Raw genomic sequence first — 16,070 nt, forward strand, 5'->3', positions numbered from 1 at the left:
GTAGACTGAACTTCCCAGCGGCGGCGCTTTATACTCAGTTCTACTTTGTTTTCACGAATCGGAAAATCCTGTACTCGAACTTCGGGGTAAAATCCTTTGGAGTGAAGCGTTTGGCCTGCATATTCGGCCGGAGCAATGTTCTTTTCTTCTAAAAATAAGACTAATCCTACTTTATCTTTTACAAAATGGGTTATATCAAAATACTCAAGTGTACCTGCTGGTAAAAAATAGCCTAGTAATTCTTTTTCCTGATCCTTTTCCAATGTTTCTCGTCCGTTTTATTGGCTGCAAAACAACGACTTTCTCCTAATTCCCCCAACTTTTCAATCTGATCCTGGATCAAGTCAAATAGTTGGGGGATTAGGTTTTTACGCATAGATTTTCTGGAGCCTGAATAAGAAGAAATTAATATCTCTAACCCCTCATCCATCAATGTCAGTAAGGATCACATCTTTTGCATCAATTCCGGTGATTAGATTATTAATTGAAGTCAAAGAAATGTTTCCAGCTATCGCATTGTTTTTAAATATGGAAAGGTAATTGGAATTATCGTTACTAATAATTATGTCCTGCCACGTATCCCCATCCAAATCACCTATGGAAATACCTGAGGGATATTGTCCGGTTGGATAATCGGTTCTTGCCGCAAATGAAATACTACCGGGCACACTGATGTTGCGAAATATAGAAACACTATTTGCCGCAAAGTTAGTTACTGCTAAATCTGGTTTGCCGTCTTTGTTGAGATCACCAATAGCAATTCCGTCTGGGTTTTGCGCGGGAAGATCTATTCTAACAGCGAAAGAAATGTTTCAAGGTGTACTTATGTTTCTAAATACTGAAACAGTAAAAGAATACTCGTTTGTTACCACGATGTCCAGTTTTCCATCTCCATCGATATCACTTATGGCTTCACTGAAAGGAACATTGCCGATTGGATAATCGATTTTAGTGGCAAAAGAAATGGTACCGCCTGTACTTGTATTTCTGTAAATTGATATGGAGTAAGGATAGCCACCGTTGACAGCTATTATATCAGGCTTCCCCTCGTTATCAAGATCACCTGATGCAATATCATAAGGGCTTTCTCCCGCCGCCAAATTGATCCTGGCTTCAAATGAATAAGGGGTAATATCTCCTCCATCAGGAAAAGTAACTATAAAGGGGGGTACAGAACGAGTTGCAAGCCCGTTAGTATTGACAGTGACTGGCTCATATGTTGCTCCGTTAGGAACAACTACCGAAAGTGCATTAGACGTGGCCGATGTTATTGTTGCCTTTACAGCCCCAAAATAAACAATGTTATTTGCAGCGATGGGATTAAAATTAATTCCCTTTATAACAACGGTAGACCCTATGGGTCCCATTGTGGGAGAGAAGGAACTGATTGTTGGTTGAGAATATAAATAGGGATTTACTTTCTGTGGAAGTTAAAAATGGCTTTCAGGAGGAAATTGAGTTGGTAATATCCAACTAAGCTCCAAATATATTATGAATAAAGCAATCAGACACCTCTTATGTGTTCCTTTTTTGTTGTATAATGATCATTGGGTGCTGCCTGCTTGCTGGCGAGATGCAGAGTAGATGGCCAGAATCTCAATCGTGTAATTGATTACATATTGAGGGCCGCCTAACATAATGAGTGTTAATCTTAACTCCAAACTTTTTTAAACCATGAAAATTCAATTTACACGCAAGAAAACGCTTATTAATTACAGGTATTTTATTAGCCTTTGGCGCCAGCACCCTCGTTGGTTGTAGTGAAGGCAGTGCTGCTGCAGAGCAGGCAACAGAAACCAGGGAAGCTGCGGCGACTGAAAAGCCAGCTGAAAAAAAATGGACAGAATTGCTGTCATTTAAAGGTTCCGGTATGAAGAAATCTGCCGCCTTTCATTTAAGCGGTGGCAAGGAAAAAGTAAAATACACCTATAAAAATGCAGATATGTGGTGGTTTTCTTTTTATGGAGTTTCGGAAGGGGAAGATGTAATGAAAGACGGCGGCATACCTGAAGTGATGACCCAGGAATCAGAATCCACTGAAACGTTTATTACAAAAGATGCGGGTAACTATTACCTGTACGTTAACACCGCCAATGGTAACTGGAATCTTTCTGTTGAAGAAGAAAAATAATCAAACAACGTAAATTATTAAAAAGGCCTCCGACGTTGCAGTCAGGGGCCCTTTTTAGTTTAGTGATTAAACATCCATTGATAGCTAACACCGCGAGTACTGTTGTTGTTACTGGCATCGATCGCCTCAATGGTAAACAGGATAAGGCGTACAGGACCGTTGGTCCTGCACTATATAGCACGTTTATCTGTTAAGTATCTCCCAATCTTCGCCATAATCACCAGCCCTGTTTGTAATAATAGAATATCTGGTGTAATATTTCAACTCGTGTTCTGTTATGGAGAGGATCTTACTGGTGTCTCCGTCAAATTGTACGAATGATGAATCGTCAATAAAACGATAGGTGGTTGTATCAGAATAGTTACGGGAAGGAATCACTGAAATCGCAGTACCATTGGCAAAATAGGTAACTGAATCTTTTTCGCCATAATTATAATTAAGGGAATCTATCTTCCCATTAATGCGTTCGATCACACGCTGATTTACATAATGCCATTGCCCGGCAATAAGCTCGGCAGGTTTCTTCTTTGGCTCTTCATGTTTATCGTCATCTTTGTTACAGGCGAAAATCAAGGCCGCCAATGCCAATGCGGATGCAATTCTGATAGTTTTCATTTCTTGGGTTTTATTGTATATTATTCTTTAACTAAAAACTTTTTATGCAATAGATTGCCAGGTCCGTTCAACAACAGATAGTAATTGTGGGTGAACCCGAAAAGCAATAATTGTTACGGTAAATAATCTAATTATGGAAGCATCGCTGCAGGTCAGGCGGTATCAGCCTGGTCGCTGACCAGGAGCGCTGTTCGCTGGCAGTAAATGGTACCGGGAACCGGGTAAGTGCCGGGCAGGTCCTGGCTTACAGGAAGCGGCGTGCAAGGTTAAGATCGGATAAATCACTTCGGTTTTCATGGATAGCACATTTAGGGTTACCTGGTTTTCGGCTGCTAAATTAGTAATCTTACCTATATGTTTGCATGGGAGTTTGTAAGTGCGCGCTTTTGACTAAAATTCGTGCAGTTTTAGCCGGTAAGCGTGCAACTTTGACTTGATCAGATTAAATAAAAAATGCCTGATATTTAATATGCCTAACCGCCGTTTTTCCCAATCTTTCAGCTAACTGTGACAGATACAGGCCGGAAGGATCAACGGGTGTATGGTGAGCATCGTAAATGCTTTGGGGCAGAAAGGGTTCCGGTCACCTGTAAAATGCACGCAGCTAAGAACAAACGTTGGAGTCTTAACAAACCAACATATGGATTATTTGAGAGACAGAAAGAGATTTGTTCGAAACGAATGGGGGATGTGGCTTAGTTTACTACTGGCAGTAATTGCAATTATTATTTCCCTGGCTAAATAAGGTTTGCAGTCATAATTTCCTAACAACACGGTTTTCTTCGTGCCATCTTTTATCGCCCTAATTTGATTCGATTTTCCGATTCTTCAAATATGCGTAAACGTTTTTAATTGACAATATGGTATAGCTTCTTGTTTTGACCATTATGGAGCTGTAATGTATTGTATTGCCATCAGCCGGGTGCTGGTGTCATAACGTTATTTCTTAAATGCGCATAGTGTCAGGGTATACATTCAGTCCAGCTATGATAATACTAATGTCGGCGGCACGCTGATGTTAAGACATCCGGGTAAGACTGATACAATTCAGAACACCGATTGGGCTATTTATAATATGACAGGTATATACGGTAATTGCCTTTCATTCTGGGGATATGGTAGAAATCCTAATTGGGGAAGAGTAATGACACTTGGCAACAATGGTAATGTAAGTATAGGAAACTTCGCCCCTGATACCACTTATAAACTGCAAGTGGGCGGAGTTGTTAATGCAACAGAATATAAAGTTAATGGTACCACGGTTAATTGGCCAGACTATGTTTTTGATACTACCATCCATAAGCTGGCGGCATTTCCTGATGTGGAAAGCTATTTAATACAAAATCATCACCGAAGCACGTTTCCTCTTAATACATTTGGAACCTAATTACCTGGTTTATGTATAATCGAAGGAATTTTATCAAGAATATAAGCAAAGCGTCATTAGCGTTTATTCCCGGTGTACCAGAACTTTCTTCCAGCTACACACCACTGCAAAGAGTGATCATTCTCATGATCGATGGTCTTGGACTGGATTATATTTCCAGGAGCACCATGCCCACCCTGCAACGCTGGAAACAACAAGGCATGTATAAAACCGTACAGTCGGTATTCCCTTCCGTAACCAATACCAACAATGCTTCTATATGCTGTGGCACCTGGCCCGCCGAACATGGTATTACCGGTAATTCTTTCCTTAATCTGCAAACCGGGCAAGAGGAATACATGGAAACTACCGGTCTGGTATTAGCGCCAACCATCTTTAACAGGGCAGCCAAACAGGGTTTGTCTTCGGCACTGCTTTCGAGTAAGAAAAAAACAATTGCTTTATTATCCAGTGGCGCCGATCTGACCTTAACTGCAGAAGCCCCTTCGCAGGAATGGGTTGACCGCTTAGGTACTGCCCCTGATATTTACAGTCCTGATATCAATTACTGGTTGCTGAAAGCCGGGATCTGGTTGCTGAAAAATGAGTCCCGGTATCAGTGTGTATATATTCATACTACTGACTATCCCATGCATAGGTGGGCGCCGGAAGACGAACGGTCAAAAGCCCATTTACAAACACTCGATACTTTATTTCAACAGCTTCAGGATGCAGCTCCTGATGCAGCCATATTGCTTACGGCCGATCATGGCATGAATCATAAAACGCAATGCTGGGACCTGGAAAAGGCAATGGAAAAAAGGGGCGCTCCCATAAAAATTGCGATCTCTGCCGAAAGAGATAAATACCTGAAACACCACAGAGGGTTTGGTGGCACTTCCTATGTTTATTTAAACAATACCCAGGATGAAGAAAAAGTGCGTGGCCTTATTAAACAGTTACAAGGTGTAGAAAAAGTATTGAACAGGGCAGAGGCGGCAACGCATTTTCACACCATGCCTGCCCGTATTGGTGACCTGGTTGTGTTGGGGGATAAAAATACTGTTTTTGGCAACCTCGATGTTGAGCGGGAAGATCTGCCGGCTGAATATAGAACACATGGCTCTCTACATGAAGCGACAATACCCCTGATTGTTTACAATGCGAAGCAGGTCCCCAAACCTGATTACTTCAACTACAATATGGACCTGGCAAAATGGCTGTACTAACTGGAATGGAGCAGGCAATTCGCTCTGGAAAAATCTAATTTAAAGGAAAGCTTTCGAAAATAATCACCCAAATATTACCGTTATTAGATAGGTCGTACCCTTTATAAAAGAAATATATACAAATTGACTTCTAATCTAATGCTTCTCCTGAACTATAATGCGTTTCTGTTAGGCGCAATTATTTTTTTAGCCATTTCCCTTAGTAATTTTATTTATGTATGGCTCTGCAAGATCTGGAAGGTAAGAATATTAGAATTTTCAATCTTCCTAAATCCCTGGTTTTCTTTACTCAAGAGGAATATTAATGGCGTAGTATACAAATTAGGCTGGATACCAATGGGGGCATACATTAAACCACTAGGTATGACCGAGGAGGAATTGAAAGATATTCCCGCAGAAGAATTACCATTTTCTTTTTCGGGTAAACCCAGAACATTGAAAGTGCTTTTCCGTTTTGCACCTATCCTGGTTTTGTTATTTGTCTTATTAATAAGCCTGTTTACCCTGAAAGGACCTGGAAACCTGTTTCAGGCTATATCAGAAATGTATAATTACATGGCATTTGCCATCAAAGTGATGTTTGATGCGCACTTAAAGAGTGAATTCGTGACGATGACAAATAACATGTTGGTAGATAAGAACATAGTATCATTCGCGTTAGTAATAATGATTACCGTGTATCTTGTTATTAACCTTTTTTCGACCTTATACGCTTACGATGAAAAGAAAGATAACAAGTTATCGAAACTGGTAAGTTTTATAGTAATCATATTTGCGGCGTATTTGACCTTTTGGAAAATCCCTGTGTTTGTTATTTCATTTTTTTCCCTGCGCCAGAATATAACCTACCTGGTTAGTTTCTTTTTAGGTCTGTATTTAATCGGGGTATTGATTTTTATGCTTGTTATGTTTTTAATAAAACTAACCACTACTAAATCATAAAATCTGTAATTTTTTTTAATGGGTTAACCATGTATGCTTTGTAAGGCGGAAAATGAGCGCCTGAAATAGCAAATTTGGAATGAATTTATTAATTTGGCTGGTAAATACCACCTTACTCCTTAACTTTTCAAGACTTACATCCATCGGATTTCCCGCCTTTATCCTTCATTCATAATAATTAACTCATTATATCGGAAACGATTTTTTGAAACAACAACACGGATATAATCTTGTAGCCTTATTTAATGAAGGTAGCGAGAGGGCTTATTATCGCCTTTATGAAGAGTTGTATCCGTCCATATTTACGTTTGCTCATAGGTTACTTCCAAACATCCAGGAAGCTGAAGATGTGTGTTCAGAAAGCTTTACAAAGCTGTTTCAAACCGGGGAAAGGTTTAAGGACGCTCAGAGCCTGAAGGCTTTCCTGTTCAGGATCACACGAAATGCCTGTCTCAATGTCTTAAGAGACAATGAGCGGCATACCTCAAAGCATAAAGAACTGGGGTATATAATAGCGAATGAACAGGAGATCTCAGACCAGGAGTTGCAGGCGGAATTGGTAGCCTGGGTATATGCATCTATAGAGAAACTCCCCAAAAAGTGTCGCAAGGTTTTTAAACTCACACTCATTGGCTTCAGTTATGAAGAAATTGCTGCACAACTAAACATTTCTGAAAGCACGGTTCGCAACCAAAAAGCCCGGGGATTAAAGTTATTGCGTATTGCCCTTTTTAAAGAAGGCCAATTTTCAAAAACGGCTGTTGTTATTTCAGTTCTAATTAGTTTGATGTTGAAAGAGAATCAGTTATAGGTTCCGTTTCAGCCAAAATTCCCACGTAGACAACCAAGTTCAAAAAATCTTATTATTTTTTTGTTAGCATTTTAGACAAAAGAAACGGCCCCGGTGTCTTATAGGTAATGGCGTTATAAGAATTGCCATGTCTTTTAATTACATTGAATGAATGGATTGAATAGATTGCTGGAACTGGCATTCAAACACCTGTCAGGTGAATTGAGTGAGGATGAATCAAAGGAGTTAGAATACTACCTGAATGAGTCACCAGAAAACCGTGTGCGGTTTGAAAAACTAACCAATCATGACAGCCTTATCGAGGGTGTGCAGGCAGTTTATTCAGCCGATAAAAAAAGGATGTGGCATAATATAGTAGTAGCCTCTCCAAAATGGCAAAAGAAAGGACAGGTAATAGCCATAAGCTCTTCTTTAAAATATGCAGTGGCTATTATCATCGTTATTGCAATAACGGCATATTGGTTTATTGGAAGGCATTCAAAAACTGAGGAGACCAAGGTTATCTCTGAAGTTAGTCACACCCAAAACGATATTCTCCCTGGAGGCAACAAGGCTACACTTACACTGGCAAGTGGTCGAAAAATTACCCTGGATGATGCGGCAAATGGCCGCCTTGCCAAAGAAGGAAAAACAGACATCGTTAAAACCGCGGATGGGCAACTGGCTTATACAACAGCTGGCGCTGCAACCGGGGTTTATTATAATACTGTATCTACACCAAAAGGCGGACAGTACCAGTTAACGCTCCCCGATGGTACAAAAATTTGGATGAATGCCGCTTCCACACTTCATTTTCCTACTTCATTTACCGGCAATGAACGCCTCGTTGAACTTGATGGAGAGGCCTATTTTGAAGTGGCCAAAAACGTTCATATGCCGTTTGTTGTAAAGACAAAAAACGGTATGGCTGTTCAGGTACTGGGCACTCGTTTTAATATCATGGCTTACAACGAGGAGCGGGATACTAAAGCTACCCTGATAGATGGATCGATACGAGTTTCCAATGGGGCTTTTGAGACCGTGTTACATCCGGGACAGCAGGCACTGTCTGAAACCGGCAACACAGGTACCGATGTACGAGTCAATAAGGATGCTGATATTGAGGAAGCGGTCGCCTGGAAAAACGGGACCTTCAGCTTCAATAATGCCGATGTGAGGACAATTATGAGGCAGATAGCCCGCTGGTATGACGTTGATATAAGTTACGACGGTCAATTGCCTGAAAAACATTTTACCGGCACCATATCTCGTAACTTAAGAGCATCAGAAGTACTATCGGGTATTGAGTTTATAGGGGTACATTTTAAAATTGACGGAAAAAAGATTGTGGTTCAGCCCTGAATTCTTTTGCGATCCTGAGCATTCCCAACCTGACACATAAGCTAGTAAATCATAAACACCTTAGCTGATGATCCCCATGGTCATTGGCAGCTATCAATGGCTTCCTGTGATTGATTGATCATTATGCCTTTTTCCCACCAGTAACTACTACGAACAGGGGCTATTGCCCGGGTATAACCATGTTCCTGATTAACCGTAAGAATATTAAACCAGTAAGATATCAATAAATGGATTTGCCAAAAAGAAAACCGCTCCGGGTTGGAGCCGAAGCGGTGAGTATTAGGTTAATATAAACAATCTGGAGACTGCTATTTCTTAACCCAAACATTTCAAAGGTATGTATTTAAGTGCTCTTTGTAAATCCTGCATTTGCAGAGATTACAAATCCCATAAATATTGGGGTGTAACCAAAACACAGTTGTGCGGCAATAAAACTACTATTCTGAAAATGAAACTGACTGCTGTTCTATTATTCATTACCTGCTTACAGGTAAGCGCCAACATTTACTCGCAAACAGTAACGCTCAATGTGCAAAACGCACCGCTTGAAAAGGTGTTAAAGGAGATTGAAAAACAATCGAAGTATAATTTCTTTTATGAAGAAGGTTTGTTTCATAATGCGAAACCCATAACGGTATCGGTGAGTAATATCACGTTGGAGCAGGTGCTTGAAGTTTGCTTTAAAGAGCAGCCATTTGAGTATAAAGTGGTGAAGAATACGGTTTTTGTTAAAAGGAGGGAATTGGTAAAAGCTGAACAACAAAGAATGGTACTGCAAAGTCAGGGGGAACTTAAAGGGCATGTAGGAAATGACAAAGGCGAGTCTTTGGAGGGGGCCAATATTACTGTTAAACGTTCAGGCAAAGGAACAATAACAGATGCAAATGGGAATTTCACTTTGTCCGCAATTAATAGCGACGATATAATAATTATAAGTTTTATAGGCTATCAAATCCTAACTATAAAAGTCGGTGAAAACGTTTCCTTATCTATTATTTTAAAAGAGGCAAGCAATGAATTGGACAGGGTTATTATGCAAGCTTATGGAACGACCACAAAACGGCTTTCTACAGGCAATATTTCTAAAGTTACATCCGAAGAAATACAACAACAACCTGTGGCAAATGCATTACAGGCTTTGCAGGGACGTGTCGCCGGGTTATCAGTATCACAAACAAGTGGTTTTAGCAGTGCGCCATTTAAAGTTGAAATAAGAGGTAGAAATAGTATAAGTGGTCTATTTACTGGTGAACCGCTTTACATTATTGATGGAGTACCATTAACTGTTCTCGAAACTGGCGGTGCGTCAAACTATTATAATGGTTCAACTGGATTTATTCAAAATCCATTACTTCTTGGACCTGCTGGTGGTCAAAGTCCATTGTTCAGTTTAAATCCAAACGAAATTGAATCAATAGAAGTGCTGAAAGATGCTGATGCCACCTCAATCTATGGTTCGCGCGGAGCAAATGGCGTAATATTAATTACCACAAAACGAGGGGCGGCTGGAAAAACATCGATAGATATTAGACTTTCACAGGGGATAAGCAAAGTCGCCAGGTTTTGGAATTACATGAACACTCCCCAGTATCTGCAAATGCGAAGAGAAGGGTTTATGAACGATGGGACAATTCCCGATGCTGGAAGTGCCCCTGATCTATTAGTATGGGATACAACAAAACATACTGATTGGCAGAAACAAATTTGGGGTAAAACGGGCAGCAATACAAGCGCACAAGCAGCAATTTCAGGGGGGAATCAACAGACAAATTTTCGTTTGTCATTCGATTATACAGGTATTACAAACGTACTAACGGCAAGTGGTAAAGATCAAAGGGAATCAATCGGCTTTAATTTTAACCATAGCCCAAGTGCTCGTTTTCATATTGCTTTTGGAGCGAATTACTCTTTTACCCGGTCTGACATGATTAACTTACCCAGTAATATTGCTGCGCTTGCACCAAATACGCCGTCTATATATGATAGTAGTGGTAAGCTCAATTATTCTGCCTGGGAGCCTGTAAGACCTTATTTCCCTTTTGCATTTTTATTACAACCGTATTCCTCAAAAACCCATTTCTTAAATAGCAATTTTGTTGCGAATTATAATATTCTGAAAGGCCTAAATTTCAAAATTAGTGCAGGGTTCAATAGTGCGACCAATAGTCAAAGTAAGTTGACACCAATATCATCTTTGGACCCATCTTATCCACAAACAGGTTCGGCTCAATTTGGAAATAACTTTAATAGAGGGTGGATAATTGAACCGCAAATTGCTTACAATTTGTATATGGGGCGGGGGCGGCTTTCTGTCTTAATTGGAGGGTCTTACCAATATTCAAATACGGAAGCTAACTATGCTGGTGGTACAGGATATACTAGCGATGCTCTTTTGAAGAGTGTTTCTAATGCTCCGGTCAAATACGCATCGGAAAACTTTGGGGAATATAAATATGCTGCCTTGTTCTCCAGAATCAGTTACAATTGGGATAATAAATACTTTATTAATATAAATGGAAGAAGAGATGGCTCTTCCCGATTTGGGGAGGGTAATCAATTTGGAAACTTTGGCTCAGTTGGCTTAGGATGGGTATTTTCTCAGGAAAACTTTGTCAGGAATAAGATCGGTTTTTTGAGTTTTGGAAAACTTAGAGGTAGTTACGGCACAACTGGAAGCGACGCTGTTGGTGATTATCAGTATATAACCAGATGGGGGAATAATTCGAGTACCATATACAACGGGTACGCATCCTTGGCTCCAACCCAACATGCAAATCCAAATTTTAAATGGCAGGCAAATAGAAAACTTGAGATAGGATCCGATTTTGGTTTTTTTAGAGATCGAATTACTTTGTCAATAGCATATTATGACAATAGATGCAGTAATCAGCTGGTAAACACAGTATTGCCTGTTTATACGGGTTTTGATCATGTAATAGCAAATTGGCCTGCAAAGGTCCAAAATTCTGGCTTAGAAATTACCACTTCTGGCAAAGTGCTTGAAACTAAAAATCTTTCGTGGTCTCTCTTTTTTAATATTGCACTGAATCGAAACAAATTATTAGATTTTCCGAATCTTGAGCAAACTGCTTACGCGCATGATTTAATTATAGGCAAGTCTTTGAATTTACGAAATATTCTTCATTATACAGGAGTCGACCCTCAAACGGGCCTGTATACGTTTAATGACAGAAATCAGGATGGAGTAATTACTCCCTTTGCAAGCCTTCCGGAAAACGACGCATACCCCTTAGAGTTAAACCCAAAATATTCAGGTGGTTTTGGTACAACTTTAAAATATAAACAATGGCAGCTTGGGTTCAATTTTAACTACATAAAACAAATCGGACTCAATGGATTAACACTGACGAATGCCCAGGGAGCATTTTCGGCGGCATTTTCTAATCTGCCTGTTGAATTTTTAGGTCGTTGGAAAAAAAGCGATGATATTTCAGGTATAGCCAGATTTTCTGCGCAGGGAATTGACGAGAGTTATGCAAATTACTACTCAAGGTCTGACGGAGTGTACTCTGATGCTTCTTATATCCGGTTAGCTAACTGTAGTCTTTCCTATAGCCTTCCAGTTGGCATGATTAAGAACACCGGCTTTAAAAGCGTTGGTTTCTTTATAAATGCACAAAATCTTTTCACAATTACAAAGTATAAAGGATTAGATCCTGAAACAAGATCACCAAGTACTTTACCTACTCTGAAAGTAATTGTCGCAGGCATCTCGCTTAATCTTTAAATCGAAAATTATGATTGATTTAAATTCAACCAGAATAAAAGCTTCATTATCCATTCTACTACTAATAGTGTTATGTTTAGGGTGTAAGAAAATGGTTCAAATTGCGGAACCTTCTACTACGATAACTACTAATGAAGTGTTTTCATCCGAGGGCACCGCTATACAGTCTGTTGCCTCAATTTATAATGCGTTCACCGCGAATAGCACATTTAGCTTTGGAAATGGAGCTGTCACAACTTTTGTAGGTTTATCTGCTGATGAGTTGCAATACTTTGGAACCGATCAAAATATATTGAAGTTTCAGAATAATAAACTCACTTCAGACAACTACTATCTTCTAAACAGCATTTGGAAAGGGGCATACTTCTGCATATATCAATGTAATTCGGTTTTGGAGGGGTTAAATGCCTCAAATCGAATTCCTGTTAACACAAAAAAACAATTGACAGGAGAGGTTAAATTTTTACGCGCATTTGCGAACTTTTATCTAACGCAGCTTTATGGTGATATTCCATTGGTTAACACCACACAATTTAATGCTACAGATAATCTTAATCGCACAAGTCAAAATTCGATCATTAATCAGATAGAAAGCGATCTGAAAGATGCACAGGGGCTTGTTTCTGCTGGTTTTTCAAGTTATGGAGGAAGAAGAATTCGAGCTACTTCAGCAGCAGTATCGGCCTTACTTGCCAGAGTATATTTATTTAAGAAAGATTGGGCAAATGCTGAGTCTTACGCAACGAACGTAATCAATAATTCAGATTTCATTCTTGATAACTTAAATAATGTTTTTCTTCAAGGTAGCCAGGAAGCAATTCTTCAGTTTCAAATAGACAGTACCCAGTTCCCTTTTGCCATTATCGAAGCGTTTAATTTTATTCCATTTCCACCTGGTTCAGGTAACCCCAATTATTATATTGCCCCTGGTTTATTAAATGCTTTTGAGCCTGGTGATTTACGCAGAAAAAATTGGGTGGATAGTACCAATTATCAAGGTACATTCTATTATTATCCTTATAAATATAAAACACAGTTTGGTAATTACAATGTGAAACCAGATGAATATTACATGGTGTTAAGACTGGCAGAACAATATCTGATTCGGGCTGAAGCAAGAGCAAATGGTGCAGGGACAGGTTTAAGCGGAGCTATTTCTGATGTTAACGAAATTCGCAGTCGTGCGGGTCTTCCCGCTTACAATGGCCCCAATGAAAAAGATTCAATATTAAAAGCAATTGTCCATGAAAGACAGGTTGAGCTATTCGCAGAATGGGGACATCGTTGGTTAGATTTGAAAAGAACAGGAGCGGTGGATGCTGTCCTTGCTTCTGCAAAACCAACGTGGAGTTCTACAGCCAGGCTTTATCCAATTCCATTACCGGAAATTTTAGCCAATCCAGCTTTGGGTCAAAACGCCGGATATTAATTGATTTAAAAAACAAAAATTACAACAATGAAATTAGTATGTGGTAAAAAGAGTATCCTGTTGATAGTTGTTACTATATTCTGCATGCAGTTTGTTTCTGCGTTTACAGTCTCTGGACATATAGCGGGTTTGCCAAATGGCACTAAATTACTTATAAGGCGTTTCGAAATGGGGTGGGATACTTATAGAGTTGACTCTTGTGTAGTGACGGATGGGAAGTTTAGCTTCACCGGAAATGTACCTGGTGGCCCTCACTTTCACTGGATCGATATCTTAGATGGGCCCTATTCAAACAGACTTATAGCGCTTGTGATAGACAATGATGATCAAATAAACATTGAAGGCGACACTAGTATTGATAAAATGCCAATTGGTGGAATCAATGGATTTATTACGGTGACAGGTAGTAAGGTTAATAATGGTTTTTTCAGGCTGTTTTCGGCTCTTAAATTTCACAATCAATGCAAAATAAGGATAGACAAAGCAATTAATTCTGTTACTGATTATGATAAAAATGCTGATCTCGTTGATGGGTATATACAGGCAAAAAAATTAGTGACAAAAGCATGGGAATCTTTGCTAATAGACCCTTATACTTATTTTGATAATTTCCCTTGTCTGCTTTCGCAGGAACATGATTATGTAAGAAGTGAACATTTGAGTATTCTTCCTAAAATTTACGAAGGGTTAACAGAATATGATAAAAATACGAAATTCGGTAAACTGCTTAAAGAGGATGCCGCGTTAGCAATAAATCAGATGTTTCCTGACTTTAAGTTACAATCAACTCAAGGTAATTCGATTCAATTGAAAGAGATTGTAGCAAAAAGTAAAGCCGTTATAGTTTTATTTTGGGCCAATAATTCATATAAAATTGATGATACCCAACAGCAACTTCTGGATTTGTATAAAAAATATCATTCCAGAGGCTTAGATATTATTGGCATTTCATCAGATACGAGTGAGAAAAAATGGAAAATTTCATCTGCTGACTTACCATGGTATAATGTTTCTGATTTGAAAGGGGCGAATGGCATTGTCGAAAAGGTGTATCATGAATATGGATTTGCTGCAATGCCTAATACAACCGTAGTTCTGTTGGACGATAATGGAAAAATTATTGCATGGGATTTGTCTAGAATCGAACTGTGCTATTACTTGGATAGGACAGTTGGAAACAAAGCAGGTATAGCCAGCGTTAATTATTGAAGGTGATGTTAATGAGAAGCCGATTTAATTAACGGGCGTTATGAATATTAATGGGGGAACATCCCCCATTAATAATTTTTACTCTTCCAAATGAAAATAAATTAAGGAAGATACAGAGGGCTGGAGAGACTACCACTGTTATAAATTAAAATACCGCTGCCGGCGCTTCCAGATACGGTTGCCTGACTTCCGGTTGCGGTTGTAGAGAGCGCGTTTTCAATTGTTGTCCACGCGCCATGAACAAAAATGAAAGGAGTGGTTGCTCTAACCTTAGCATGGTTGGAAACTTTAGCAAAAACCCCTACTGTTGCCAGCAAAGCTGTAGCAACCAGAATCAATCTTGCTTTTTTCATAAAATGAGTGTTTGTCAAATTTGTGCCTACTCTGTAAGGTTTTCGGCATCCCCTTTTCCCAGTTAAACCAGGTTGTTTCCACCATTAAACTTTCGTCGTCACGAATTTTTTAAAGTGAAGGCGGAGGTCACTTTCCACTTTATATATTCTAAGTGGATTCACGCGCTATGAATTATTTTGTCTATCTCAGACTAAGTTTTAATTTTTGATCTATCGTGATTGCTTTATATGCAGTGAAGCTATAAAATGCATTCAACAAAATCATTAAATTCCATTTAGGAAGAAACCAGAATACTTCATATGGCTGCATGATCAGATAACCTTTTTGTTGTCCGGTTACCAGGTAAATTAAATATCCCAAAAAACAAACAAAAAGGAAGTAAAGCATTACTGTTCGAAATCTTGGAATTAATAATAGAAGCGTGGTAACAATTTGAACAATTGGTATTAATACGCTTAATATTGACCAGTGATTGTGGATAAAGGGAGAAAAAAACAGCCACCTGCCGTAATTCTGAAGATCAACTAACTTATATATAGCCTGGTAGAAAAAGAGTCCGGCAAAAAAAATAGTAATAGTATTGAGAATAAGCGAATCCATGTTTTTATTGCTACTTACAGGAAAGAAGCCTGACAGATTATTTTTCTTGTTACTGTTTTTAATTGTTAGTTCTTCAGTTGGTAATCTTCCGCTTAAAGTTGTCTCTTCCATAATAATGCATTTGATGAATTATATACTATAAAAAACCAAATAGCCGATTAAAGCCAACACCAAGCCATTCTGAATAAGCAATAAGACCTATTGTTTCTATATCGTCACTTTCTTGAAGTTTTTAACAGTGTACGGTCAGATAATCGAGGGGGATTGTTTGTATTTCTACAAGCAAGATACAACT

The 16,070-nt window shown here is 39.1% G+C and carries 15 protein-coding genes; 9 read left to right on the plus strand and 6 right to left on the minus strand.

Annotated features, from left to right (window positions below):
* The 3 genes from BMX95_RS23935 to BMX95_RS23950 form a co-directional block, all read right to left on the minus strand.
* Window positions 1-263 (minus strand): ISAon1 family transposase N-terminal region protein (locus BMX95_RS23935; RefSeq protein WP_090519593.1); only part of this gene is annotated, 263 nt, incomplete at its 3' end.
* Between the two features lie 159 nt (window positions 264-422).
* Window positions 423-809, minus strand: coding sequence for an FG-GAP repeat domain-containing protein (locus BMX95_RS35880; protein ID WP_081197292.1), 387 nt, complete (start codon window positions 807-809; stop codon window positions 423-425).
* A gap of 3 nt (window positions 810-812) precedes the next feature.
* A complete protein-coding gene (locus BMX95_RS23950; protein WP_262493523.1) occupies window positions 813-1,388 on the minus strand; it encodes an FG-GAP-like repeat-containing protein in 576 nt (191 codons plus the stop codon).
* 482 nt (window positions 1,389-1,870) lie between these two features.
* Here BMX95_RS23950 and BMX95_RS23955 point away from each other — a divergent pair, with 482 nt between their 5' ends.
* Complete coding sequence (locus tag BMX95_RS23955; RefSeq protein WP_081197290.1) at window positions 1,871-2,131, plus strand: hypothetical protein; 261 nt, start codon at window positions 1,871-1,873, stop codon at window positions 2,129-2,131.
* Window positions 2,132-2,314: 183 nt separating this feature from the next.
* Here the strand turns inward: BMX95_RS23955 and BMX95_RS23960 are convergent, their stop codons facing one another.
* Window positions 2,315-2,746 (minus strand): hypothetical protein, encoded by a 432-nt coding sequence (locus BMX95_RS23960; RefSeq protein WP_081197289.1) that lies wholly within the window; start codon window positions 2,744-2,746, stop codon window positions 2,315-2,317.
* A gap of 1,015 nt (window positions 2,747-3,761) precedes the next feature.
* Here BMX95_RS23960 and BMX95_RS23965 point away from each other — a divergent pair.
* From BMX95_RS23965 to BMX95_RS24000, 8 genes are all read left to right on the plus strand, one after another.
* The gene (locus BMX95_RS23965; RefSeq protein WP_133053825.1) at window positions 3,762-4,133 is read left to right on the plus strand and encodes a hypothetical protein; all 372 of its coding nucleotides are present in this window, start codon (window positions 3,762-3,764) and stop codon (window positions 4,131-4,133) included.
* Window positions 4,134-4,144: 11 nt separating this feature from the next.
* Window positions 4,145-5,341, plus strand: a complete 1,197-nt coding sequence (locus BMX95_RS23970; protein WP_081197287.1) for an alkaline phosphatase family protein — start codon at window positions 4,145-4,147, stop codon at window positions 5,339-5,341.
* Window positions 5,342-5,704: 363 nt separating this feature from the next.
* Window positions 5,705-6,283, plus strand: a complete 579-nt coding sequence (locus BMX95_RS23975) for a hypothetical protein (protein ID WP_177193716.1) — start codon at window positions 5,705-5,707, stop codon at window positions 6,281-6,283.
* Window positions 6,284-6,488: 205 nt separating this feature from the next.
* Complete coding sequence (locus BMX95_RS23980) at window positions 6,489-7,094, plus strand: RNA polymerase sigma factor (protein WP_165758792.1); 606 nt, start codon at window positions 6,489-6,491, stop codon at window positions 7,092-7,094.
* Between the two features lie 147 nt (window positions 7,095-7,241).
* A complete protein-coding gene (locus tag BMX95_RS23985) occupies window positions 7,242-8,435 on the plus strand; it encodes a FecR family protein (protein WP_081197284.1) in 1,194 nt (397 codons plus the stop codon).
* Window positions 8,436-8,883: 448 nt separating this feature from the next.
* Window positions 8,884-12,183, plus strand: coding sequence for a SusC/RagA family TonB-linked outer membrane protein (locus BMX95_RS23990; RefSeq protein WP_165758791.1), 3,300 nt, complete (start codon window positions 8,884-8,886; stop codon window positions 12,181-12,183).
* Between the two features lie 10 nt (window positions 12,184-12,193).
* Window positions 12,194-13,612 (plus strand): RagB/SusD family nutrient uptake outer membrane protein, encoded by a 1,419-nt coding sequence (locus BMX95_RS23995; protein WP_081197282.1) that lies wholly within the window; start codon window positions 12,194-12,196, stop codon window positions 13,610-13,612.
* A 27-nt stretch (window positions 13,613-13,639) separates the two neighbouring features.
* Window positions 13,640-14,821: a redoxin domain-containing protein gene (locus BMX95_RS24000; protein ID WP_081197281.1), complete on the plus strand. Its 1,182-nt coding sequence runs from the start codon at window positions 13,640-13,642 to the stop codon at window positions 14,819-14,821.
* A gap of 101 nt (window positions 14,822-14,922) precedes the next feature.
* Here BMX95_RS24000 and BMX95_RS34610 read toward each other — a convergent pair whose 3' ends face one another.
* Entirely contained in the window at window positions 14,923-15,174 is a 252-nt protein-coding gene (locus BMX95_RS34610) for a hypothetical protein (protein ID WP_133053823.1), read from the minus strand.
* Between the two features lie 181 nt (window positions 15,175-15,355).
* Window positions 15,356-15,886: a MauE/DoxX family redox-associated membrane protein gene (locus BMX95_RS24005; RefSeq protein ID WP_081197280.1), complete on the minus strand. Its 531-nt coding sequence runs from the start codon at window positions 15,884-15,886 to the stop codon at window positions 15,356-15,358.
* Window positions 15,887-16,070: the final 184 nt, after the last annotated feature.

The sequence above is a fragment of the Niastella yeongjuensis genome (assembly GCF_900110245.1).
In the GTDB taxonomy this organism is placed as follows: domain Bacteria; phylum Bacteroidota; class Bacteroidia; order Chitinophagales; family Chitinophagaceae; genus Niastella; species Niastella yeongjuensis.